33 protein-coding genes and 1 tRNA gene are annotated in these 20,305 nt (G+C 36.3%); 12 read left to right on the top strand and 22 right to left on the bottom strand.

The window, feature by feature from the left end; translation table 11 throughout:
* The first annotated feature begins 28 nt into the window (after window positions 1-28).
* The 6 genes from AC27G3_RS06550 to AC27G3_RS06525 all read left to right on the top strand — a co-directional run bounded on the left by AC27G3_RS06550 (window position 29) and on the right by AC27G3_RS06525 (window position 3,670).
* On the top strand, window positions 29-1,426 hold the full coding sequence (locus AC27G3_RS06550; RefSeq protein ID WP_487119910.1) for an alanine/glycine:cation symporter family protein: 1,398 nt from the start codon (window positions 29-31) through the stop codon (window positions 1,424-1,426).
* Between the two features lie 163 nt (window positions 1,427-1,589).
* The gene (locus tag AC27G3_RS06545) at window positions 1,590-2,030 is read left to right on the top strand and encodes an SRPBCC family protein (RefSeq protein WP_487119908.1); all 441 of its coding nucleotides are present in this window, start codon (window positions 1,590-1,592) and stop codon (window positions 2,028-2,030) included.
* A 16-nt stretch (window positions 2,031-2,046) separates the two neighbouring features.
* Window positions 2,047-2,586, top strand: a complete 540-nt coding sequence (locus tag AC27G3_RS06540) for an isochorismatase family protein (RefSeq protein ID WP_487119907.1) — start codon at window positions 2,047-2,049, stop codon at window positions 2,584-2,586.
* A 3-nt stretch (window positions 2,587-2,589) separates the two neighbouring features.
* Entirely contained in the window at window positions 2,590-2,967 is a 378-nt protein-coding gene (locus AC27G3_RS06535; protein ID WP_487119906.1) for a PAS domain-containing protein, read from the top strand.
* A gap of 124 nt (window positions 2,968-3,091) precedes the next feature.
* The gene (locus AC27G3_RS06530; protein ID WP_487119904.1) at window positions 3,092-3,340 is read left to right on the top strand and encodes a DUF3297 family protein; all 249 of its coding nucleotides are present in this window, start codon (window positions 3,092-3,094) and stop codon (window positions 3,338-3,340) included.
* A gap of 81 nt (window positions 3,341-3,421) precedes the next feature.
* Window positions 3,422-3,670, top strand: a complete 249-nt coding sequence (locus AC27G3_RS06525; protein WP_487119902.1) for a DUF1272 domain-containing protein — start codon at window positions 3,422-3,424, stop codon at window positions 3,668-3,670.
* Between the two features lie 661 nt (window positions 3,671-4,331).
* Here AC27G3_RS06525 and AC27G3_RS06520 read toward each other — a convergent pair.
* The 4 genes from AC27G3_RS06520 to AC27G3_RS06505 all read right to left on the bottom strand — a co-directional run bounded on the left by AC27G3_RS06520 (window position 4,332) and on the right by AC27G3_RS06505 (window position 7,191).
* Window positions 4,332-4,408: transfer RNA gene (locus AC27G3_RS06520), tRNA-Val, on the bottom strand.
* Between the two features lie 171 nt (window positions 4,409-4,579).
* The gene (locus AC27G3_RS06515) at window positions 4,580-5,947 is read right to left on the bottom strand and encodes an MATE family efflux transporter (protein WP_487119900.1); all 1,368 of its coding nucleotides are present in this window, start codon (window positions 5,945-5,947) and stop codon (window positions 4,580-4,582) included.
* Window positions 5,948-6,095: 148 nt separating this feature from the next.
* Window positions 6,096-6,302 (bottom strand): CPXCG motif-containing cysteine-rich protein, encoded by a 207-nt coding sequence (locus AC27G3_RS06510; RefSeq protein ID WP_487119899.1) that lies wholly within the window; start codon window positions 6,300-6,302, stop codon window positions 6,096-6,098.
* Between the two features lie 154 nt (window positions 6,303-6,456).
* Window positions 6,457-7,191, bottom strand: coding sequence for an SRPBCC family protein (locus AC27G3_RS06505; protein ID WP_487119897.1), 735 nt, complete (start codon window positions 7,189-7,191; stop codon window positions 6,457-6,459).
* A 343-nt stretch (window positions 7,192-7,534) separates the two neighbouring features.
* Between AC27G3_RS06505 and AC27G3_RS06500 the strand changes: the two genes are divergently transcribed.
* Complete coding sequence (locus AC27G3_RS06500; protein ID WP_487119895.1) at window positions 7,535-8,752, top strand: tyrosine-type recombinase/integrase; 1,218 nt, start codon at window positions 7,535-7,537, stop codon at window positions 8,750-8,752.
* On the opposite strand, the gene AC27G3_RS06495 is transcribed toward AC27G3_RS06500, so the two are convergent.
* The 17 genes from AC27G3_RS06495 to AC27G3_RS06415 form a co-directional block, all read right to left on the bottom strand.
* Complete coding sequence (locus AC27G3_RS06495) at window positions 8,749-8,940, bottom strand: hypothetical protein (protein WP_487119894.1); 192 nt, start codon at window positions 8,938-8,940, stop codon at window positions 8,749-8,751. The genes AC27G3_RS06500 and AC27G3_RS06495 overlap by 4 nt on opposite strands.
* Window positions 8,941-9,116: 176 nt before the next feature.
* A complete protein-coding gene (locus tag AC27G3_RS06490; RefSeq protein ID WP_487119892.1) occupies window positions 9,117-9,854 on the bottom strand; it encodes a hypothetical protein in 738 nt (245 codons plus the stop codon).
* 124 nt (window positions 9,855-9,978) lie between these two features.
* Window positions 9,979-10,317 (bottom strand): hypothetical protein, encoded by a 339-nt coding sequence (locus AC27G3_RS06485; RefSeq protein ID WP_487119890.1) that lies wholly within the window; start codon window positions 10,315-10,317, stop codon window positions 9,979-9,981.
* A 140-nt stretch (window positions 10,318-10,457) separates the two neighbouring features.
* On the bottom strand, window positions 10,458-10,700 hold the full coding sequence (locus tag AC27G3_RS06480; RefSeq protein WP_487119888.1) for a hypothetical protein: 243 nt from the start codon (window positions 10,698-10,700) through the stop codon (window positions 10,458-10,460).
* A 121-nt stretch (window positions 10,701-10,821) separates the two neighbouring features.
* Window positions 10,822-11,115, bottom strand: a complete 294-nt coding sequence (locus tag AC27G3_RS06475; RefSeq protein WP_487119886.1) for a hypothetical protein — start codon at window positions 11,113-11,115, stop codon at window positions 10,822-10,824.
* Window positions 11,116-11,211: 96 nt separating this feature from the next.
* Window positions 11,212-11,391: a hypothetical protein gene (locus AC27G3_RS06470; RefSeq protein ID WP_487119884.1), complete on the bottom strand. Its 180-nt coding sequence runs from the start codon at window positions 11,389-11,391 to the stop codon at window positions 11,212-11,214.
* 70 nt (window positions 11,392-11,461) lie between these two features.
* On the bottom strand, window positions 11,462-11,731 hold the full coding sequence (locus tag AC27G3_RS06465; protein WP_487119882.1) for a hypothetical protein: 270 nt from the start codon (window positions 11,729-11,731) through the stop codon (window positions 11,462-11,464).
* 14 nt (window positions 11,732-11,745) lie between these two features.
* Complete coding sequence (locus AC27G3_RS06460) at window positions 11,746-11,985, bottom strand: hypothetical protein (protein ID WP_487119880.1); 240 nt, start codon at window positions 11,983-11,985, stop codon at window positions 11,746-11,748.
* Between the two features lie 19 nt (window positions 11,986-12,004).
* Entirely contained in the window at window positions 12,005-12,565 is a 561-nt protein-coding gene (locus tag AC27G3_RS06455) for a 3'-5' exonuclease (RefSeq protein WP_487119878.1), read from the bottom strand.
* A 119-nt stretch (window positions 12,566-12,684) separates the two neighbouring features.
* Entirely contained in the window at window positions 12,685-13,026 is a 342-nt protein-coding gene (locus AC27G3_RS06450; RefSeq protein WP_487119876.1) for a hypothetical protein, read from the bottom strand.
* Window positions 13,027-13,070: 44 nt separating this feature from the next.
* Entirely contained in the window at window positions 13,071-13,295 is a 225-nt protein-coding gene (locus tag AC27G3_RS06445; RefSeq protein WP_487119875.1) for a hypothetical protein, read from the bottom strand.
* 9 nt (window positions 13,296-13,304) lie between these two features.
* Window positions 13,305-13,898, bottom strand: coding sequence for a single-stranded DNA-binding protein (gene ssb / locus AC27G3_RS06440; protein ID WP_487119873.1), 594 nt, complete (start codon window positions 13,896-13,898; stop codon window positions 13,305-13,307).
* A 34-nt stretch (window positions 13,899-13,932) separates the two neighbouring features.
* Window positions 13,933-14,196 carry a hypothetical protein gene (locus tag AC27G3_RS06435; protein ID WP_487119871.1) on the bottom strand — a complete coding sequence of 88 codons (264 nt, stop codon included), beginning with the start codon at window positions 14,194-14,196 and terminating at the stop codon, window positions 13,933-13,935.
* Window positions 14,196-15,227 (bottom strand): hypothetical protein, encoded by a 1,032-nt coding sequence (locus tag AC27G3_RS06430; RefSeq protein ID WP_487119870.1) that lies wholly within the window; start codon window positions 15,225-15,227, stop codon window positions 14,196-14,198. Before AC27G3_RS06430 ends, AC27G3_RS06435 begins: the two co-directional genes overlap by 1 nt.
* Window positions 15,227-15,820, bottom strand: a complete 594-nt coding sequence (locus AC27G3_RS06425; RefSeq protein ID WP_487119868.1) for a DNA N-6-adenine-methyltransferase — start codon at window positions 15,818-15,820, stop codon at window positions 15,227-15,229. The genes AC27G3_RS06430 and AC27G3_RS06425 overlap by 1 nt, the downstream gene beginning before the upstream one ends.
* A 1-nt stretch (window position 15,821) precedes the next feature.
* Complete coding sequence (gene rdgC / locus AC27G3_RS06420; protein WP_487119866.1) at window positions 15,822-16,748, bottom strand: recombination-associated protein RdgC; 927 nt, start codon at window positions 16,746-16,748, stop codon at window positions 15,822-15,824.
* A gap of 27 nt (window positions 16,749-16,775) precedes the next feature.
* Entirely contained in the window at window positions 16,776-17,012 is a 237-nt protein-coding gene (locus tag AC27G3_RS06415; protein WP_487119864.1) for a hypothetical protein, read from the bottom strand.
* A gap of 240 nt (window positions 17,013-17,252) precedes the next feature.
* Between AC27G3_RS06415 and AC27G3_RS06410 the strand changes: the two genes are divergently transcribed.
* Window positions 17,253-17,471, top strand: coding sequence for a hypothetical protein (locus tag AC27G3_RS06410; RefSeq protein WP_487119863.1), 219 nt, complete (start codon window positions 17,253-17,255; stop codon window positions 17,469-17,471).
* A gap of 15 nt (window positions 17,472-17,486) precedes the next feature.
* Window positions 17,487-18,065, top strand: a complete 579-nt coding sequence (locus AC27G3_RS06405; RefSeq protein WP_487119861.1) for a hypothetical protein — start codon at window positions 17,487-17,489, stop codon at window positions 18,063-18,065.
* A 308-nt stretch (window positions 18,066-18,373) separates the two neighbouring features.
* Here AC27G3_RS06405 and AC27G3_RS06400 read toward each other — a convergent pair whose 3' ends face one another.
* Window positions 18,374-18,874: a hypothetical protein gene (locus AC27G3_RS06400; protein WP_487119859.1), complete on the bottom strand. Its 501-nt coding sequence runs from the start codon at window positions 18,872-18,874 to the stop codon at window positions 18,374-18,376.
* Window positions 18,875-18,960: 86 nt separating this feature from the next.
* Here AC27G3_RS06400 and AC27G3_RS06395 point away from each other — a divergent pair, with 86 nt between their 5' ends.
* From AC27G3_RS06395 to AC27G3_RS06385, 3 genes are all read left to right on the top strand, one after another.
* Entirely contained in the window at window positions 18,961-19,176 is a 216-nt protein-coding gene (locus tag AC27G3_RS06395) for a hypothetical protein (RefSeq protein ID WP_487119857.1), read from the top strand.
* A 280-nt stretch (window positions 19,177-19,456) separates the two neighbouring features.
* Window positions 19,457-20,008 carry a hypothetical protein gene (locus AC27G3_RS06390; RefSeq protein ID WP_487119855.1) on the top strand — a complete coding sequence of 184 codons (552 nt, stop codon included), beginning with the start codon at window positions 19,457-19,459 and terminating at the stop codon, window positions 20,006-20,008.
* Window positions 19,998-20,216, top strand: a complete 219-nt coding sequence (locus tag AC27G3_RS06385; protein ID WP_487119853.1) for a hypothetical protein — start codon at window positions 19,998-20,000, stop codon at window positions 20,214-20,216. Before AC27G3_RS06390 ends, AC27G3_RS06385 begins: the two co-directional genes overlap by 11 nt.
* Window positions 20,217-20,305: the final 89 nt, after the last annotated feature.

The following is a 20,305-nucleotide window of genomic DNA, read 5'->3' as shown; positions in this document are numbered from 1 at the left end:
TAAGTTAACCGTAAAAAAAGGATAAAGTTTGAGTCAGTTTATTAATTTTGCTAATGGTATTTTGTGGAATCATCTACTTATTTATTTGTTACTCGCTGGCGGGATTTGGTTTAGCTTTCGATTAAAGCTTATTCAGTTTCGACACTTTACTCATATGTTTCAATTAATGAAAACAAGTAATGGAAGTGACAAAGCGGGGATTTCTTCTTTCCAAGCATTAATGACAAGTCTAGCTGCACGAGTAGGAACGGGTAATTTAGCCGGTGTTGCTATTGCTATTTCTTTGGGTGGACCTGGTGCAATTTTTTGGATGTGGGTGATTGCTTTACTCGGCATGGTAACCGGTTATTCCGAAAGTTTACTGGGGCAAGTCTACAAAGTAAAAGATGCTAATGGCGAATATCGAGGCGGCCCAGCTTATTACATTAACATGGGCTTAAACCAACCTTGGTTAGCCGTATTGTTTTCTGTGTGTTTATTTGTCGGTTATGGCTTTGTTTTTAGCTCTGTTCAAGCCAATACGATGGCGGATGCGTTAAATAACGTTTATCACATTGATCCTTTCGTTTCTGGCTCTATTATTGTTTTGATAGCTTTACCGATTGTTATGGGAGGCGTTAGATCTATAGCAAAAGTGTCAGGCATTTTAGTCCCTTTAATGGGACTTGTTTACTTGTTAATTGCATTGGTAATTTGTGGGATAAATTTTGACAAAATACCAGCTATTTTTGCTTTGATTTTTAATTCAGCATTTGGCTTACAAGAAGCTGGAAGCGGAGCTATTGGCGCGGCTATTATTAATGGCATAAAACGTGGCTTGTATTCTAATGAAGCAGGATCTGGTTCTGTTCCACATGCTGCAGCATGTGCAACACCAAACCCGAACCATCCAGCCGTTCAAGGCTACGTGCAAATGTTAGGTGTATTTATTGATACTATTGTTATTTGTAGCGCGACAGCCATGATGATTTTACTTGTTGTGGGCCCTGAAACGGCAGATCTTACAGGCATACGCTTAACACAATTTGCAATGACAGAGCATGTAGGTAGTTGGGGGAATCACTTTGTTTCAATTGCAATTTGTTTATTTTCATTTACCTCTATTATTGCCAATTATGTTTATGCTGAAAATAATTTGCATTATTTTAAACTTGATAATAAAGCAGGTCGTTGGGGATATACCGCAATATTTCTTACTTTTACTTTTTGGGGAACCGTAGCTGCTTTACCAGATGTTTGGGCACTTGCCGATTTATCGCTAGGGCTAATGACTGTGATTAATGTTGGGGTGATTTTAGTGTTAACACCGACTATCGTGGCTGTTACCAAAGATTATAATAATCAACGTAAATTAAAATCTGATATTTCGTTTAGTGAAAATACGCCCATTCAAGGACATCTTGAAAAAGGGATATGGACAAAGTGATTTATGATACTTATGTCAAGCTAGCGCTATATTAAAGCTAAGTTAAAACTAAAAAGCGTCATAATTAATCTTTAAGTGATTAACAGTCCCTGAGAGAAAACTCGTTAATTGAAACAATTTATGTTATCACTATTTAACGATTAATTGATTAAAGCCGTTTGTAATGATTGATATGCACCACAGAATAGGAATTAACGCATCAGTAGAAGCCGTCTATGTCGCTTTAACAACTGATGAAGGGCTAACAAAGTGGTGGACTAACGACGTTTCAGGAGCCGGAGAAGTAGGATCCACCATTAAGTTTCGATTCAACGGTGGCGGGCCCGATTTTACGGTGACAAAATTAATCACTAATAAAACAGTGTGCTGGAAACATTCAGGGAGTATTCTTGAGGCATGGTCTGGTACAGAGATTAAGTTTCAATTAGCAACTGAAGATAACCAAACGTATGTTAACTTTACCCATGCTAATTGGGCAGAACCAACGAATTTTATGGCACATTGTAATATGAAGTGGGCTGTTTTCTTATTGAGCCTTAAAGATGCACTTGAAACAGGCACTGGAAATCCTTTTCCAAATGATATTCAAATAGATCACACTTAATTGGCTGTTAATTGATATGCTCACTAAAAATAACACCGGACTTATAATTGTTGATATACAAGGCAAACTTGCTCGTATGGTACACGAGAGTGAACAATTAATTGCTCATTGTAAACAGCTTATTACTGGGGCAAACATTCTTGATTTACCTATTATATGGCTAGAACAAAACCCCGAAAAAATTGGCAAAACAATTAATGATATTAGCATGTTATTAACAGACCAAACGCCTATCACTAAGTATACATTTGATGCGTGTGAAAACCCTTCATTTATGAAAGCCGTAAGTGACGCTAATATTAATCATTGGCTTATTTGCGGTATTGAAGCGCATATTTGTGTTTATCAAAGCGCATTGCACCTACAACAATCTGGTTATAACGTCCAACTTGTCAGCGATTGCATTTCTTCTCGTTCATTGAATAATAAAGAGTTAGCTGTCAATAAACTCATCAATAGAGGCGTTGATATTACCAATGTTGAAATGTGTTTATTTGAATTAGTTAAAGATTGTCGAGCAAACGAATTTAAAGAAATACTACAGTTAATTAGGTGATGAATGTTTACAGAAAACCCAGAAGACTTCATTAATAACTCATCAATAGGTATTCATGCTGTTTCACCAGAAGGAGTAATTGTCTATGCAAATGAGTGTGAGTTAGAGGTGTTAGGTTATACAAAAAATGAATATCTCGGACATCATGTTTCAGAATTTCAAATAGATAAACACTGTTTATCTGATATGTTAAAGCGACTAAGCCGATTTGACATACTGAAGAATTATCCATCTAGAGTGCAAGGGAAAAAAGAAATTAAATATTTAATCTATAACTCAAGTGTTTATGAAGAAAATGGGGAGTTTAAACATACACGCTGTTATGGGACCGAAGTTGATAAACATATTTATGATGTGTTTTTAAAGCATTATCAATTTTAACCAATTAACCATACGACTAAATATTTCCCTCGTAATTTATTCTTGGTAGAGAAACTTCAGTTCTTGAGCACTAAGCCTATATTGACTACAATAGCGCACTTTCTATTTTACTTAGGTAACACCCATGAACGATACTAAATCGCTGCCTGATTTGCCCGATCGCCTTTCAGGCAATCCTCGTAGTCCACATCATATTGAGGAAGTTTTTGAGCATAACATTGGTATTAAATTAAACGGTAAAGAGCACACTAATGTAGAAGAATATTGTATTAGTGAAAGTTGGATTAAAGTCCCATCACCTAAAGCTTTAGACCGTCGTGGTCAACCATTGTTGATTACACTTAAAGGTAGTGTTGAAGCGTTTTATAAATAAATGCTTCTTCAACCATTGAAGTCGTTAACTAAAAAATTATTTATTTAGCTAACGACTTTCAAAGTCCACAGGAGTTACATTATGTTAGCGTTAAAGCCCAATTGTGAGTGTTGTGATAAAGACTTACCGCCTGAATCGTCCGACGCTGTTATTTGTTCATTCGAATGTACATTTTGTCGAAATTGCTCTGAGAACATCTTAAATAATCAATGTCCTAACTGCGGTGGTAACTTTGTCAGCAGACCTATTAGACCCGCTAAGGCTTTAGTAAATAATCCAGCATCAACAACTCGCGTATTAAAAGACATCCCTTGTATAAAAAGCATCTAACATGCTGTTTGTTTATTTAACTTGATTAAGTTTTTTTTTAGAAAATATCGGGTTAGTTACACTAAAACTAATGTTTAAAACCACCAAATAACCAACCTAAATAAAGTACCGCTAACACAAAAGCTGCGCTTGGGTACGTTAAACATAATATTAAAAAAATAATAAACTCCATCTACAGCCTCCTTTTATCTCAACGCTAAATAACCTGATCTGGGCTTAACAAATACTTCTCTAGCAGCTATTTTTCCTTACTTCTTCGTTAAATTTCTTGCAATAGGCCAGCTATTGACGCGAAATTTTCCTGAATTAAGAAAAACTATCAACTAGAGTGTAGTAAAATAATTATTTACCTATTTTTCAAACTGTTAACCATCACTTAAACCGAGTTCAGGTTAAATAATATTTTTACCACGACTCTTGTTATAAAGCTTATCTTTTGAATTTAATTACTTATGTTTGAATGGGCAATTTGGATTAGCGTTTATCTTTTTGAGCTCTAGGTTGTATTTTAACAGGTACAACTAAAAATACTCCTAAAAAACGCAGATGTCACTAGGTGTTATGAAGTTATCGAAGACATAAAAAAACCCGTAAACCTTGTATTGTAAGGTATTACGGGTCTCTATAGGTTTGACTCTTTTTATCGAGAATAACCTGAATATGGTGCTCGCTACTGGACTCGAACCAGTGACACCTTGCATGTCATGCAAGTACTCTAACCAACTGAGCTAAGCGAGCAGTTTTGGTAATCACGTAACGTGAGGCCAAATATCATTGAATGTTTCAACGAGGCGCTATGTTAGCTATCTGTTTCTTTAGTTGCAAGCAGTTTTAACGCTTGAACTAAAAAAGCGTGTTTGTTTGTAGATAAAATCATCAAAGAGTCGCTAATTTAGCCAAAGGTTAAAGTTACTGAATTAATTGCCGTTCAAACCTTTGTTGTATCACTTTTAATCGCCAAGCAAGTAAAATGGCTGCGACGGTTAATCCTGTGATAAAACCTATCCAAAAGCCAAAAGGACCAATGCGCGGTATTACCCAATCGGTGGTTCCTAAAATTAAACCCACCGTTAGTCCAACCAGCCAATAAGAGATAAAGGTGATAATTAAAATAGACTGTGTATCTTTATAACCCCTAAGCGCACCAGCAGAAATAACTTGTACGGTATCAGAAAATTGATATAACGCAGCTAAAAACATTAAACTTGCCGCAAGGTTTATTACTTCAATTTCTGTTGTATAGATACTAGCAATTTGATATCTAAAGGCGAGGGTAATTAAAGCAGTAAATACAGCGAGTATTAAACCTAGCACAATCGCGTGTAAACAATAGTCTTTTGCTTGCTGAAAATTTTTGTCGCCCACGGCAAAACCAACTTTAATAGTTATTGCCATTGCGATAGATAAAGGCACCATGAAAATTAAGCTGGTAAAATTTAGAGCGACTTGATGGCTTGCAACTATTTCGGCGCCAAAGGGGATCAGCAAAATTGCAACAACAGCAAATAAGCTCACCTCAAATAAAAGCGATAAAGCAATGGGAACGCCTAATAGTAAAATATTTTTAATTTTCGCGTAATTAGGCCAGTAAAATTTTGTGAACAAATTCACTTGTTTTAAATAGTCAGATTTCCAGCAATAAATTGCCATTGATATAAACATTGCCCAATATACAATGGCGGTAGCAACTCCACAACCAGCGCCTCCTAAAGCAGGTATACCAAAGGCTCCATAAATAAATATATAATTAGCGGGTACATTAACGATTAGTCCAATAATACTAATTATCATTGTTGGTTTTGTGTGTGAAAGACCTTCAGAGTAATTTCTTAGCACCAAATATAAACAAAACCCTGGAGCGCCCCAAACGATATACCTTAAGTAATCAAACATCAGGGTTTTTAGTTGAGTTTCCATTTCCATTGAGTTGAAAAAAAGTGGTGCTAACAAGTAATAAAGTACAATAAGTGAACAACCTAAGGTTAACGCTATCCAAGCGGTTTGATACGTTTCATCAGTAATATCTACATACTTTTTGGCCCCTGCTAATTGGGAAACAATAGCAGCAAGCGCCATAATTAAACCGTAAACCGTTAAAATTAAGGGTAACCAAATACTATTAGCTACGGCAACCGCTGCCATATCGATTGAACTTACACGTCCAGCCATAACCGTATCAAAAAAGCCCATTAAATTTTGAATTAGCTGTGCAATTAAAATAGGGTAAGCAAGCTTCATTATGCTTTTAGTATTTGCTTGAAAATTGTTAAAGTTCATCAAGGGTCTTCATTAAAAAAAAACAAAGCGGTAGCTTCATCTTAGGAGTGAATTTCATGTATTAAGGGCATGATAACGTTTTATACATCGAGTGCAATAACAAGATGCTGATATCGAGACTTTTATTTGGCTCATCCAATTGAAGGATTTAAAATACTTGTTCGTCGTCGCTATCGATCGCCAGCTGAATTTTTTGTTGGTATTCATCTATATGCATATTTAAATGAATATCTTTGCAACAAGCAGGGCATTCTTCGTAATAATCTTGATCTCCAGCTGAAGAATCTAAAGCAATTCTTGAGTGATGCCCACAATGAGGACAATGTATACGCATAACTGTTAAATCTTGGGGCATGTTGCCTCCTTAGAAATAAAGATGGAGTATGACTAATTTCTAATTATGGCTTGTTTTAACTAAAGTGCTAATCAATAAGTGAGCAATTGTTGATTAAAAAGCTATGTCTTTGTTTTAGGTCAAAAGTTAAAATAAAAAGGAACATAAAAATTGATTATCGATTTGCTGACAGCTCTTTAATTGTGTTGAGGGTTTGCTGTTGAAATGATGACACGGTTAATTGCTCTGTAACATTGAGCATTGATCGCCACATTGACTTTAATGCCATTCGATTTGTTATCCAACTAGGAATTGAACCGTTAGGATCAGCAATAACTACATGTTCAATGGTAATCGTATTATTGATGTGAGGTGTCACTTTCCAGTGAGCAAATACAATCGTTATTGGTAGTGCATCTTCTGTGATTAAATGACGATAATTCAAGCTTTGATCTTCAATACTAACTTCCACGGATAAATCTTCGTTTTGCCAATACCTTGAGCGAACAATAATCTCACGATTTTTAATTGGCCAAAAACTATCAAAAGCCGTTTTTGAGATGTTTTCTTGTGCAGAAATGTTTTCTATTACCTTGCTATAATTTACGTTTTCAAGCCAACGGGTAATATTAGTGGTGTCTTGTAGAAAGAGTAACGCACCAGAAAGTGATGAAGTAACTGTTACTTGCGCCTTTATTTCAATTAATACTGTATTAGGGACTTCTCTGAATTTTACACTGACATTTTCATTTTTTTCCCACATTGTCCAAGGTTGAACGTTTGCAGGAGAGTTTGATGTATTATAGTCTTTAGAATCAATGGGTAAGGCGATTGATAAGGTGCTAAAAAGAAAAAATAAAACAAGCGTATTAATTTTAAGAGCAGAAAAATGGCTAAAGTGAGTAAACATAATGGCTCTAGTTATTGCAATAAGGTTGTATTTCACCTATATTGCCGTGCTTATATTTTGGTTCTCAGTTAATTTTACCCTAGAACCTTGCGAAACAAAACAACAAAGTCATGTGACACTACGTGTAAGCCACGCCCCTAGTTCAAGACTATTTAAATTCAATCATTAATCATCTTTTTAGCCTTATATTATCAGTGACTTACCGCTGTAATCTTTCACTTTTATTCTTTTTATTTTCCATGTGTTTTTTTTGTTATTTGTGTCGGTGTGTACCAAATTTGTACCAAATTACTTTTATGTATATTATATTAGCCTAATTACGTTAAATAATTTTTAGGCAACCATGGCATTAAGTGACACGAAACTAAGAAAGCTCGAAGGGAAAAAAGATCATGAATGCGAGCTTAGTGATCGTGATGGTTTATCTGCTAGAGTTTCTCCCTTGGGTAAAATTTCATTTCAACAGCGCTTTAGGTGGAAAAACACACCAGTGAGAATGAAGCTAGGGAATTATCCTGATTTAACTATAGCGAATGCCAGAAAGCTAGTTTTAGCTAATAAGCAGCTCGTTGAAGACGGTTATGATCCAAGAAATTATAGAAAACCCATATCTGAAACATTAGATGATGGACCAGTAACTGTAAAGTCTGGTTTGAAATATTGGGTTGATGAATACGCAAGTAAAAACCGTTCAGATATAAATAAACTTGAGCGCTTGTTTGAAATGTATGTTTATCCTGAAATAGGTGGCATGGCATTAGATCACACTGATAAAAAAGATTGGCTTAGAGTGTTCAATGGTATGAGTAAATACCCAACGCAAGCAGGTCGATTATTATCAATTATAAAGCAAGCGTTACGGTATTTAGCTGTAAGGGATATTGCTACTTGTTTAGTTCTTGAGGTTTTCAGGGTTAAAGATGTAGGTAAAAACACTGCGGTTAAAGAGCGTTTTTTAATGGACCATGAATGTGCAATGTTGTGGCGATATTTAAATGATGAAAGTTATCACAGCAAAAGAAAAGTAGGGAAGCGCAACTTATTAATTATGAAGTTGTTGCTTGTGTTTGGTTGTCGTACCGTCGAACTGCGCACAGCATCTAAAGCTGACTTTGATTTGAAGCATAATGTTTGGGAGGTTAAAAAATCTAAAGCAGGGCATGCTATCAGGCGTCCAATTCATCATTTGATTAAGAATGATATTCAACTACTTATTGATATGTGCCCTGGTACACCAATATTATTGCCACCAGAAAATAATTTAGATTCACAAACTCCTGCTTCAGGTCAAACACTGGCTTCAATTGCCACTAGAATAATTAGTGATATTGGAGGGGCAGAGTGGAGCGCCCACGATTTACGAAGAACAGTAGATACTAAGATGGCCGAACTTGGTGTAATGCCCCATGTTACAGAAAAAATATTAGGGCATAAAATGCAAGGGGTGATGGCTGTTTATAATAAGCACGATTATTTCGAAGACCAATTGAAAGCTTATGATCTTTGGATTGGTCATTTAATTGAAATTTCAAAAGATAATTATTTCTCATTGAAGAATTAATTTACCCTTGGGAAGCGATAGGATATATAAGAGCGGCCACATTGATTAATTACCTTTTTTACTGGCATACCTAAATCATTAGCAACTTCATCTATTGGTTTTGTACCAGCAATCTTTAATAATTTTTTTAGATCATCATCAGCCCACTGTTCCTTTTTGGTCTTTTTTGAATGCGTTTGAATATTCATTTTTCCTCTTTAATTTTTCAATTTGTTTATCAAAACAACTAGTGTATTTAACTTAATGTTAACAAAACACACTTTCACGCGTAGAAAGTGTGCTTAATTCTACAATCGCAATTAAATCAAACATGTAAAATAATATACAATTGTAGAAAGAAGGGTTTTACCTTACTAATACAGTGTTAGCAAGCAAGTTCAATCTGCGGTTCACTTTGCCAAACTGCTGAACTGTTGTGTTGCTCAATACGAGCTGCTATAACGCTAGCGCATTGTGATCTTGTTGGTGGCTTGTACATTCCAAATCTATCAGTTGAACCGCTATTTACCGCAGCGTTAGTGCTATCAGCACTTGATAAAGGTAATCTTGTGAAAACCTTCGGGTTTAGCATTCTTAAACCATGTAATTTGCAGCGCGGTCTGCCGTATTTATCACAAGCAACTTGCATGGCTTCACTCATTCTCTGCCACCACGCCCTTGTGTTTGGCGTACCCCATTCTCCTGAACTTCCGAATGCTACCCACTCAAAATTACTAACTAAATAATCAAGGTATTCTAAAGATTCGTGCAAATGCCAAACAGGTACACCTTTAGCCCTAAAGCCCGAGCGAACCCACCGAACAACCAAGTCTTGATTTTCTCTTTCTGTTCCATCAATTTTATCTGGTATTAAGCACCAATCGAAATTAGGGTGCTGGCAATACTCATGCACCCACTGAGCATAAGCTGTAAAATCTATTTCACCCTTACCAGCTCGCCAGTGACTAAATGCCCCATTATCTAAAACGAAACTTTGGCAACATTCTAATACTGCCGATAAATCATCAGGTCTGTAAAAACTAACGAGCGCGTGTCTACCCATTAAAAAATTAGGTCTATCATGCGCTTTACCGCCAAGCGGTGTACCGTGGTAATGAATCATATTTACTCTCATTGCTTGCTAACAACCCGATCAAACGGAAAATTAACAGTTGGTCATTTGTTGTAAGTTTAGTTAAATAAGCGGTTCAGCATTTGTTGCCGTTAATTTCCGCTTATCGAAAAGGTTAGTTTGCTTTTGGTTCGCTTGGTAATCGCATCCAATACTTAGGTGTATTAAGTACGTTTCCATCGTCATTCATTGGCAAAAAGCATTTTTCTTTTACGCAATACCATTCAACAGAAATAGCTTTATTGCCTAGCGTTTCAAAAAAACATAATACCTCACCGCTTTCTTTTGGTAGATAATATTCCGTTTGTTGCCATTGCCGATACTGAGAAACTTGAGGAGACATCTTTATGGCGTGTACACATTCTTTGATCTGGTTTTCAACATCAATAATCATGTGCGATAATTTACTTGTAGATATTGTCTTCTGCTTTTCACATAAGTTGTCAATCTTCACCAGTTCAGACAGCCTCAACAGCCAAACCATCGGTTTTGTTATGTTCATTTTTAAATCTCCATTTAATGTCATCAGCAAAACTAACAACGTAAATAACTGTGACGCTTACAGCGCACGTTTTTACAAAAGGTTAACTGGAATTACTCCCAACCCATTAAGTACTCCGCCTTTTCTACTTTCTTCATATATTCACCAAGTGTAGTTAGAAAATTACCTTCTTCGTCTTGCAGCTTCATTTCTAGCGGCAACTCTGTTACATCAAGTTCGTCATCTTCCAACTCCGTACAGCAATACTCTTTTAGTATCTGTCGCGCTTCATCTTCTGTAAACGCTGCTACAATATCATTTTCACCAACTTGGTAAGGCTTTAATTTATTAATCATATTCTTATCCATTTCGTTCAGTTATCGCGTATTTCCAGTTAACAACACGCATAATCAGGACAAACAACAGCTTGCTCGCTCCTCACAATCTCAAAGGCGTTGCTTGCCTATTTGCTACAGGTTAGCGCGCAAAACCCATGTACTCTGCAAATGTCTCACTTAGCTCTAGCCGTAAAAATTTTTGGTAGTTTTGCTGTGCGCGAGTTGGCTTCCTTATTTTCTTACGCTTACCTGTGAATATAAGTAAATTATCGGCAGGGTGAATGTTTGATACAGTACCCACTTTGTCTTTGTCGAATGTAACGCCAATATAATGACCTCTATCATCCGTAACCACTCCATATTCACCATCGAAAACAACTTCCATTCCCAAACCAACTTCAATTCCATAATGATTTTTTATATATTCAAACATGATTAACTCCTGTGTATTATTTTTCGCGCTAACAACTCACTAAAGTCGGATTTATAACAGTTCGTTCCTCACGTTATAAACCGCTTAGCTTCAAGGTTAGTTTGCCATGTATTTATCTATCGAATAATTGATAACGCACATATTAGCTATCATTAAAGTAAGCAATAGCGGGAACCCGTACCAATCACTAAAAGGTGTCGGCATAATAAATGTCCATCCTACATAATAACTACACCAAAAAAACAAAACAGGAAGTAGTAACCAATTTCTTTTCATAATATTCTCCAGTTAATTAAACAGCTCACAACATAACAATCAAATCAATCGGACTAGGCAAGCTAGCCGCTTATTTCATAAGGTTTGAGGAATTAATTCCCCATTCTTTTCCGAGTCCGTCTATCCATGTCTGCGTTATTTTTGCTGCACCGAACAATTCAGCATCATGGATCAACTTTGGAGCAAGCTTTTTTAAATATGCTGCATTTGAAATCATTAACTCTTTCATCTCGCCCAGCTGTCTAATGAGCTTTTTTCTTTCTTTGATCGTGATTAATTCGCTGCTAGCAGCTGACTTACTGGTTTGGTTTTCTTCTTTAATCTCAGTATTCGTTGTCATTTTGTGTCCTTATTTTAATGTGGCGAATTATCTGCTAGTAACTCGTTAACACAAGAGGGGCAGCAATTGGGGATAAACTCATCCTTTGTTGTTACCGCATTCCATCCTAAATCAGTTAATTGGCTTGCAAGAGCGTCACCGCGCTCTGTAGTAATAACCAATATATCGTTCCAACAACTACCGCAAGTCACTAGCGTTACGGGCTTAACGTCAGGGTCGCCTAATCCTGTAGATGTTATTTTTCCTGTTTGCATTTTTTACTTCCAATTTCGTTTATAAGATTGCTAGAGCTTGATAAATAGCACTGACATATTTAGCCTGGTGCTTTGCATCATCGAGCGCATCATGCTGAACTCCAACAAATCCCATTGTCGCCTTCGGATCAATCTTTTTGATTGAACGACCTAAATCAACGATTGTTCTAACGTCACGGTCATTCCAATGCTTCCACGGAACAGGCAAACCAGTTGCTTTATAAGCATTTGATAAAATGACATTGTCAAACCCTGAGCCATTACCCCAAACTTTTACGTATTTCTCGTCAAAGTTTTCGGTGATCCACTTTAAAAACAAAGCTAGAACGGTTTCTAAGCTATATACGCTTTCGTTGAAAACTTGCTGAGCTTTATCTGACTGTCTAAACCACCATTTGATTGTTGATGCATCCATTTCACCAAACTGAGTTGAGCTTTCAATATCAATTTTCATATTGAATTCTGCGCCTAGCTCGCCACTTGATAAATCAAATCCCACGGCACCTATTGAAACTAAAGCAGCATTAGAACTAGTGCTAATTGTTTCAATATCTAACATTATGTCATTCATTATCTTCATTTCATTATCCCCAATATGTGGTGGCAGTCGGCCGCGAACGCGCAACCCTTATTTATTATCCTTTCGGAACTGCCTTAATTTGCTTTGTTTATGGTTGGTTAAATTCTGTTTTGTAAAGGCTACAAGTAAAAAGAGTTTTCAAGCTCCCTTTCCATTTTTATGTTTTCAATTCGCTCTCTAGAACTAAGCTTTCTGTCTTTGTACTCAGGTATGATCTCGTCAACTTCAGGTTTGGATTTTATTAGCACAATGGCTGAGCTTGGCTTGTAATTTCTGTTAGGGTTTGCCTTTGGTTGTACTTTGATGGATTTTTCCACTGGCTTTATGCTTTGAGCTTTATGGCCCTTTGGCGATTTATTTGTTTGTTCATGATAAGCATCACGCTTTTGCTGTTTTATTTTTTCAGCATTTGCCGCGTAATAAGCTCGAGCTTTAATTTGTTTTTCAGTTAATAAACCCATAATCCACCTCAGTTAACTCGTTTTTGTATAGTTAATTGGCTTATTTAAGCAACAAGCTGTTGCTGTTTAGCCTCTCTAATTTTTACTAATTCAAGCTCCCAATTTGAAAGCGTTTGTTCAAACCATCTGTTGGGGTTACCTGGCAAATCGCTTAACGGGAAAGGGTTGATTTTGCAGCGCTGCTTGTTAAACATAGTTGCTGCGCTTTTCCATCCGTATCGATCCATAACTTGCTTGGTTGTTAATATTGTACTTTTAACTTCAGCCATGATATTTCCTTAAATACAGTGTATGAATGAGTTGCTGTAAGGCAGTCCAACAGGTGCGAACGGAATATCATCATCAAAGTCTATTGACGGACCTTGTTGAGTCGGTGCTTGCTGATTAATCCGAGCGTTTCTATCGGGTTGTGAACTTTGTTGGTTTTGTTGTTGCTGAAAACCATTGCTTTGGTGTTGTGCCGGTTGTTGATAACCACCGTTTTGTTGTGCAGGAGCTTGTTGATATTGGCCTTGTTGCTGCTTTGGTTTTCCGTCAAGCATTTGCATTACACCATTAAAGCCTTGTACTACCACTTCGGTGGTGTATTGATCTTGCCCTTGTTGGTTTTGCCACTTTCGTGTTTGCAATGCACCTTCAAAGTAAGCTTTAGAACCTTTTTTAAGGTATTCCCCTGCAATTTCTGCAAGCTTTCCGAACACAACAATACGGTGCCATTCGGTTTTTTCTTTTGGTTCGCCCGTTTGCTTGTCTTTCCAACTTTCAGACGTTGCAATGGTGAGGTTTGCTACAGCTCCGCCATTTGGCAAAAATCGTACTTCAGGATCTTTACCTAAATTACCTAAAATGATTACTTTGTTAACACCAGCCATGTTCGTTTTCCTTTTTTAAAAATTAATTAGTTATTTATTTAATGCCGACCATTTTCTTTAGTCTTATTTCTGTTTGGTAGAGGTTTTCGTCGCTCCAGCCGTAAGCTTGTCTCATGTTTAGTATTTGAATAAAAAACCGCTGATTTTGTGCGTCAAGCTGATTAAATAAACGTAAATCAATTGGGCTTTTTCGGCCTCTGTAACATGATATAAACGCTTTGGCTAAATACTTACCAACCCAATGATCTTTTAGTTCGTTAACTGCTTTTAATAATTCGTTTAAATTTAAATTGTCCATTATGCAGATTCCTGAAAAATAGGTTTTACCGTTAAGTCAGATTGAGTTCTGTAATAAACAACCTCGGACTCAGTATATTTACCTGCATCTATTGAATTATTGGTGTAACCGCTTCCGTTTGGACCATAAAAAATCCCATCTTTTAATACATGGTAAAGTGGTTCATCACCAAATAATTGGGCTTTAATTGCTTTCGCCTTGTCAAAATCCATACGCTTGATAGCTTTGCTCATTTCACCTTCTAATGCGCGCCTACGAATATGACTATTTTGTTTAACTCGAAGGTTTTGTGGTTTGTTAACATAGATTGAACGGTTTGATATGCATGAAAAGTCATATTTACCAGTAATAATGTTCCAGTTCATATTTAAATCATAATAGGCAACCCCTTTAATAAATTGCCCCCTATAATCTAAGGCGTAAACAGGCATACCATGTTCAATGTTCTTTCCGTCAGCAGATTCTCTACATGAATTAGTTATTCGTGCATGACCAAGTTCAGGGTCGTAATGACCGCTTGATTCTATTCTTTTTTGAACTCGTGAAGATGCTGTTTGTCGCTTGTTAGGGAATGGCATAGAGTTACTACCAATAACAACGTCATAATGCTTAAGTATGTGTTTTACTATTTGCATTCTTACCAGGTGAGTTCTTATACGTAACAAGTAAGGCATCTTACTTTCTTTATCAAAAATATAGCGCCCGCCACTTTGATTTTCGATCTTATGATCAGTTACATCTTCCCAAAAAGAAAACTCAAGGCATCTACCGCTTGCGGATGATTCAAACTCAAGACCTGAGTGATATCCACATCTAAAACGCTCCGACCACCTCTTATTAAATGCTTTTCCATAATTGTTATTTGTGTCTTTTTCACCGTATGGGACTTTAATTTTCCACCCATAAACCTTAAGCATTGCAGTGATACTCAACATTACTGCTTTAAGAAAGGATTCATCACAATTATCAATCCATATACCTAACTTACCATCACTAATGTTCACTGTTATTTTGTGGTTTGATTCACTCATCACGCAGCCACCCCTAATTGAATTTTTTTATCTAAATTAGCGCGTTCAAAATCTACATACTCGGTAATATTAAAAAACCTTGGTGAAAATTCTACAAAGCAGCTCGCAAAGTTAACGCCTGTTTTTTGAGTTTTTCCGTCAGTTTCATAAAACGGGTAGCGGCCATCTGGCACAAACACTCTGTTTGCTTTGTTTGTAATTAAGTCTCTCCACCAATTACTGGTACGTTCAAATGGGATTAACATCACTATGGTTAGCCCTAGTTGACTGTAGCGATAACACTCTTTTATAAACTCAAATTTGTTATCAAAGGGTGGGTTACACCAAATAGCCGTTGGCTTAGTTGGTAAACGAGTAGACTGTATTTGTGCTATTCGTTTTTCGATGCTCGATAATCGATTAACCCAGTCAACATCAAACGCGTTTTCACATGGGCCAATAAAGTTAGCGCACTTAGCTGTTGGTTGTTCAGCACAAGCATCAAGAATAAACGCGTAACCCGTTAGTTTTGATGCATGATTAAAGCACCGCCATGTGGTCGCCCATCGGTTTTTGTCGCTTGTTGGTGTGCTGCTTTTTACTAAATGCGCCATTTTATTGCTCAGACTCTAAATAATCAGTTGCGTAAACATTGAACAAGCCAAATAAATTTATCGACAATCGGTTAATTTCACCTGCCATCAATATAAAATCTGCGTCTAAGCGGGCTTTTACATCTTCACTATCTACATCATCATTCTGTTCTTGTATTACATCGAAGAATTTTAAACGTTTGATTGAGAGATCATCACAAAGGGTAAATGACAGGGAATTATCAAACTCGAGCTCTACTTTACTAACGAACTTGTCGGCGTCTAAGTGACCTTTAACTTCTTCGCTAGATAAGTCTTGATTTTTAACTTTTGCGATAGCAGCTGCATCACCAAGTGCCATAAATTCTGCTTCCATGCCAAGTATGAAGTTTTTATTTATATTATTGTTGACTAGCCAATTGGTCATAGTTTCATCTGGTGGTGTTTCAGGGGTTATACTGATAACTGTCAATGTACCTAGGCTTTTTCTGAGTAATGCAAGGAGGTCTTCAGCTTTACCTCTACTGCTTGCTTCAATAACAATAATGTTGTTTTTAGGGTTTATATACGCCCGAGTGTTTATTGTTCTTGAAAAGGCTCTTGGTAGTAATTCAAATAAAATATCTTCTTTGAATTGCGACACCTCTTTTTTAGTGGCGCCTCGTCCTTGATCAACTTTAAGCTGTTCAATTCTTTCTTCAACCAGGTCTTTAATTACTGCGGAAGGTAGTATTTTTTCTTCTCGTTGAGCGCAAATAAGAAGGTTGTTATTGCCCTGATGAACAGTTGATGTATCGAACTTACCCATAGGTGGCACCCATCCAAAATGAGAAAGTTCAGTCGATGCGCACGGAGTAAAAAGGTGCTCAGATAATTGTTGTTCAAGCTGTTCTTTTGACCAGGCGAACTGTTTGGTAAAAGCAAATATAAATAAATTTTTAAACCACATAATGATGTTCCTTTAATTTTTATTGAATTAAGCTACCGCTTCTAACCCATAAACCAAGCACTCTTTTTGCAGTGTTAAATGCAGAGCGGTTAAATTGGCAATAGCTGTAGGTTGATTTAAGTCAACGGTAAATTCTTGGTTGTTATCTATTAGCTTTAAGTAAAAAGAGCTATTAGATTGCGTATAAGCAATGCGAGGACATTTGCTTGCGATTGTTTTTATTTGCTCAAGCAAGCTAGTTTTGTTACTTTCAATAATGCACATATGATTAATCCCTTCTTTATTTTAATATTAACGTTCGGTTAACAACGTTGCTAAATCCGATAAGATTAAATATAGATTAATTGAATCATATGTGCAACAATTAATTGAATCATATGTGATCTATTTTGTTTTTTGTGAATCTCTTGTGGAGTATGTCGCTTTCATTTAGTAATATGTGATTTGATTTATTTGTATTTTTTATTTTGTTAGCTCTTTGTTTTTTTAAGTTAAGGAATTGATATGAATATCTCAAACGAACAGCCTCAATTGGTCGGTGAAAACAATAAAGTGGTTCCGGCTAAATTAAACAACACTGATAAGAAGGAAGAAGAAGTGAAAGAAACAATAAGCACAACAACAGACCGAGTTACATTGTCTGAAGAAGCTATCAATCTTAATTTAAAGTCTCAAACAGGTGGTGATGGAAACGGCGAAAAACCTCCTAAACCTTCGAGTTAAATGGAATTAATATAAATGAATAATAATCTATATAATTTACTAGGGTACGCATTAGACAATTGGATGCTTTGTTTTTGTATACTAGCCTGTATGCTAACAGCTCATATACCAAGAGACAGGGTGATTGTTTGGATTGTGACGCTTTGGGCTTTCATAGGACATTATATATCACCCATTATATTTGCAATGGAGGGCTCTTGGAAATTCTGGGAGCTTTTTGGCGTGACGGTGGGATTTGTAAAGCTAGCATCTGTAATCGGTTTGATCTTAATCAATCCTCTTTATAGGACAAAGCTTGCAGAATGGTTATGTTTTATTTTTATATTTCAAATGGGGTTTCACGCTATTCAGCACTTAGACTGGGCAATTATTGAATCAGAGTTTTTGTCTGTAGTGCTTTTTAGCTTCACAATTAACCAAGAAGTTATACAATATGATGCGTACAAATTAATAGCACAAGCGCTGAATATTGCTGCTTTACTCTCAATTTATGGGAACTGGTTAATTAAACTGTTAAGACACGGAGAAAATAATGGAATACATAAGTCTGGTGGTGATAACGATTCTTTTTATGCTAGGGTTCGTGGCATATAAAAGAGTTGTAATTACTCCCAAGAAAAAAGAAACGGAATTATTAGGCAAGCTTCACAATTGGATTAAGAGTTTTGATAGTTTAGATTCTATTTCTGATAAAAAAGCGCGAGCAATATGCTTGAATAATATTTTAATGGAAAGAAGAATATTGCTAAGTGAAATAGAGAGAGACATTCACTTTAATCAAATAGCTAACACGGCAGTTTTTAAGTCATTACAAACTGGGAAGCCAGTTAGTTGTTAGTTTTTATCTCCCATTAAAAAAGGCCAAACTAAACAGTTGGCCTTTGTTTTTTAGTGGGTTTGCACTAACTTAGATCTTTTTTTCTCCTTGCTATAGTTCTGTATCCAGATATAGCCATAAGAACAAAATGTTCAACATCAAAGTTACCTTGCTGATCAGCCAGTGCTGTGTATGCATCTTGTGCGCAATCATTTAAAACATCTTGATCGATATCATAAAATTTAGCAATTGGCTTTCCCTCAAAATCAAACCCTTGAGGACTGTAAAGATAAAAAAAATCCTCTGAAGAAAGCCCTAACCCAGCTGCCAATTTAATCAGCGTACTACCTGAAGCGTCCGAAGATGCAATTTCAACTCGCCTTATTTGAGCCTTACTTAACGCTAAACCGCAATCGCTAATTCTCAAACTTAAAGCTAACGAGTTCTTTATCTTATGGATCAGCATTAATTGCTCGACATTCCTTTGTAAAATTAATTTAGGGAGGTTGTCAATGATATTGCTTTTATTTTCTAACGTGTATTTTTTCGGTAACACCGAGAAAATACTATCAATCCAATTTTTCATGCTTGCATATATGACCGTTTTGTATTAAATTGAATCACATGTGATTCATTAGGTAATGTTGTTGGGTTAAGGAAATAGTAGCACATATGAAACAAAAGTCACTAATTAAAGAAAGGGCAAATAAAGAAATCAACCAGTTAAGGGAGAAATTAAACATCTTACCTTATGGCGGCATATCTACACTCAGCAAAAGTACAGGACTGAATAGAACAGTTTTGAGTAGATTTAAAAACGGCAAAGAAATTAAGTGCACAACTTTCAAAATAATAGAGTTGGGAATATTAGAAATGAATTCTATTTAAAGCTTTAAATCACAACACGGACGATGTGTGGCAGGTTGCTGGCCTATTTTACCTCAGTACTCAACGAGGACTTAGCAATATTGAGTAAGGCGTTAGATATTGGGGGTTCGCCCCCAATCTTCTAAATTAACCTGTTGAAAATTGATTTTATTGAAACGGAATGTTTGTGAACAACATGAAACTTAACAACGATATAAAGAATCAGACCAATAACAATCAACCTAATGGTTAATAAATATTTCAATTGTTCAAGTGACACATTAAACAGGGTTAATTAAATATGAGTCTTTCATTAAAAGAGATAACGGTAATGAATGCGATTGGGGCGGTATATCCTCAACAGTCGAGTGTAAGTAAGTTGGTTTCTGCAACTGGGTATGAACGCTCAGTTATTAAAAATACTTTAGTTGGTTTAAAGCGATTGGTTTTTTTGAATACAACAGAAAAGCGAGAGGTTTATTTGCTGTTGGCAGGTAAAAATTATTTAGGGCTCGCTGTTTCTGCCGAAAAACCAATAAGTACAAGGGTAGCTAAAGTAAAGCCGCAAGCAGCTCTAAAAACTAACCTGCCTGCTCGAGATGAGCTAGAAGTTAAAGAGGCTATTGAGCAAAATAAAAATTTAGTAAGCAATAAAGTTGATGCAAACCATCCAGCGTTAACCGCTATTGATCAGTTGGCAGTAAATATGAATAAGCCACCACTGATTATTAATGATCACAATATTAAGGGCTTAGCATTAAGTAAGTTGGCTGAATTAATGTCTGACGATATTGCTGAATTACTGCTAGATATAAAAGCTGATTTAGACCGAGCAATGCCTAATGCTACCTAAAAAACTTAAGTGCGCACTAAAGCATCTTGCTATTGGTGATCGTTTTGTTGTTTCAAGGAATGGTGAGGAGGGCTGCGTAACAGGCTTGGCTTTTCATCAACAAGTGCCAGTTAAGTTAAGTGATCAAGCGCGTTCTAACATTAAACATTTAAGTGAAAGACTGTTGGTTGAACGAACCAAGGCGATTAATCACAAACAAGAAAGTTAAAGGTGTCTGGTGTTTTACCACCAGACGAGCATAAAAAAACCGCATATATCCGTGGAAAGATAATCAATGCGGTTTAATCACAACGAGGT

This window comes from Colwellia sp. SU-HH01217 (genome assembly GCF_057543495.1).
This window is presented reverse-complemented; position numbering and strand designations above follow the sequence as displayed.

Bases quoted from the DNA above. Each gene is read 5' to 3' on its own strand.
- AC27G3_RS06465 (WP_487119882.1), bottom strand. From the start codon at position 11,731: ATGACAACGAATACTGAGATTAAAGAAGAAAACCAAACCAGTAAGTCA.
- AC27G3_RS06425 (WP_487119868.1), bottom strand. From the start codon at position 15,820: ATGGCGCATTTAGTAAAAAGCAGCACACCAACAAGCGACAAAAACCGA.
- rdgC (WP_487119866.1), bottom strand. From the start codon at position 16,748: ATGTGGTTTAAAAATTTATTTATATTTGCTTTTACCAAACAGTTCGCC.
- AC27G3_RS06470 (WP_487119884.1), bottom strand. From the start codon at position 11,391: ATGAAAAGAAATTGGTTACTACTTCCTGTTTTGTTTTTTTGGTGTAGT.
- AC27G3_RS06530 (WP_487119904.1), top strand. From the start codon at position 3,092: ATGAACGATACTAAATCGCTGCCTGATTTGCCCGATCGCCTTTCAGGC.
- AC27G3_RS06455 (WP_487119878.1), bottom strand. From the start codon at position 12,565: ATGAAGATAATGAATGACATAATGTTAGATATTGAAACAATTAGCACT.
- AC27G3_RS06395 (WP_487119857.1), top strand. From the start codon at position 18,961: ATGAAACAAAAGTCACTAATTAAAGAAAGGGCAAATAAAGAAATCAAC.
- AC27G3_RS06475 (WP_487119886.1), bottom strand. From the start codon at position 11,115: ATGTTTGAATATATAAAAAATCATTATGGAATTGAAGTTGGTTTGGGA.
- AC27G3_RS06500 (WP_487119895.1), top strand. From the start codon at position 7,535: ATGGCATTAAGTGACACGAAACTAAGAAAGCTCGAAGGGAAAAAAGAT.
- AC27G3_RS06400 (WP_487119859.1), bottom strand. From the start codon at position 18,874: ATGAAAAATTGGATTGATAGTATTTTCTCGGTGTTACCGAAAAAATAC.
- AC27G3_RS06540 (WP_487119907.1), top strand. From the start codon at position 2,047: ATGCTCACTAAAAATAACACCGGACTTATAATTGTTGATATACAAGGC.
- AC27G3_RS06480 (WP_487119888.1), bottom strand. From the start codon at position 10,700: ATGATTAATAAATTAAAGCCTTACCAAGTTGGTGAAAATGATATTGTA.
- AC27G3_RS06430 (WP_487119870.1), bottom strand. From the start codon at position 15,227: ATGAGTGAATCAAACCACAAAATAACAGTGAACATTAGTGATGGTAAG.
- AC27G3_RS06490 (WP_487119892.1), bottom strand. From the start codon at position 9,854: ATGATTCATTACCACGGTACACCGCTTGGCGGTAAAGCGCATGATAGA.
- AC27G3_RS06535 (WP_487119906.1), top strand. From the start codon at position 2,590: ATGTTTACAGAAAACCCAGAAGACTTCATTAATAACTCATCAATAGGT.
- AC27G3_RS06460 (WP_487119880.1), bottom strand. From the start codon at position 11,985: ATGCAAACAGGAAAAATAACATCTACAGGATTAGGCGACCCTGACGTT.
- AC27G3_RS06525 (WP_487119902.1), top strand. From the start codon at position 3,422: ATGTTAGCGTTAAAGCCCAATTGTGAGTGTTGTGATAAAGACTTACCG.
- AC27G3_RS06390 (WP_487119855.1), top strand. From the start codon at position 19,457: ATGAGTCTTTCATTAAAAGAGATAACGGTAATGAATGCGATTGGGGCG.
- AC27G3_RS06495 (WP_487119894.1), bottom strand. From the start codon at position 8,940: ATGAATATTCAAACGCATTCAAAAAAGACCAAAAAGGAACAGTGGGCT.
- AC27G3_RS06405 (WP_487119861.1), top strand. From the start codon at position 17,487: ATGAATAATAATCTATATAATTTACTAGGGTACGCATTAGACAATTGG.
- AC27G3_RS06415 (WP_487119864.1), bottom strand. From the start codon at position 17,012: ATGTGCATTATTGAAAGTAACAAAACTAGCTTGCTTGAGCAAATAAAA.
- AC27G3_RS06505 (WP_487119897.1), bottom strand. From the start codon at position 7,191: ATGTTTACTCACTTTAGCCATTTTTCTGCTCTTAAAATTAATACGCTT.
- AC27G3_RS06445 (WP_487119875.1), bottom strand. From the start codon at position 13,295: ATGGCTGAAGTTAAAAGTACAATATTAACAACCAAGCAAGTTATGGAT.
- AC27G3_RS06385 (WP_487119853.1), top strand. From the start codon at position 19,998: ATGCTACCTAAAAAACTTAAGTGCGCACTAAAGCATCTTGCTATTGGT.
- AC27G3_RS06435 (WP_487119871.1), bottom strand. From the start codon at position 14,196: ATGGACAATTTAAATTTAAACGAATTATTAAAAGCAGTTAACGAACTA.
- ssb (WP_487119873.1), bottom strand. From the start codon at position 13,898: ATGGCTGGTGTTAACAAAGTAATCATTTTAGGTAATTTAGGTAAAGAT.
- AC27G3_RS06510 (WP_487119899.1), bottom strand. From the start codon at position 6,302: ATGCCCCAAGATTTAACAGTTATGCGTATACATTGTCCTCATTGTGGG.
- AC27G3_RS06410 (WP_487119863.1), top strand. From the start codon at position 17,253: ATGAATATCTCAAACGAACAGCCTCAATTGGTCGGTGAAAACAATAAA.
- AC27G3_RS06450 (WP_487119876.1), bottom strand. From the start codon at position 13,026: ATGGGTTTATTAACTGAAAAACAAATTAAAGCTCGAGCTTATTACGCG.
- AC27G3_RS06515 (WP_487119900.1), bottom strand. From the start codon at position 5,947: ATGAACTTTAACAATTTTCAAGCAAATACTAAAAGCATAATGAAGCTT.
- AC27G3_RS06545 (WP_487119908.1), top strand. From the start codon at position 1,590: ATGATTGATATGCACCACAGAATAGGAATTAACGCATCAGTAGAAGCC.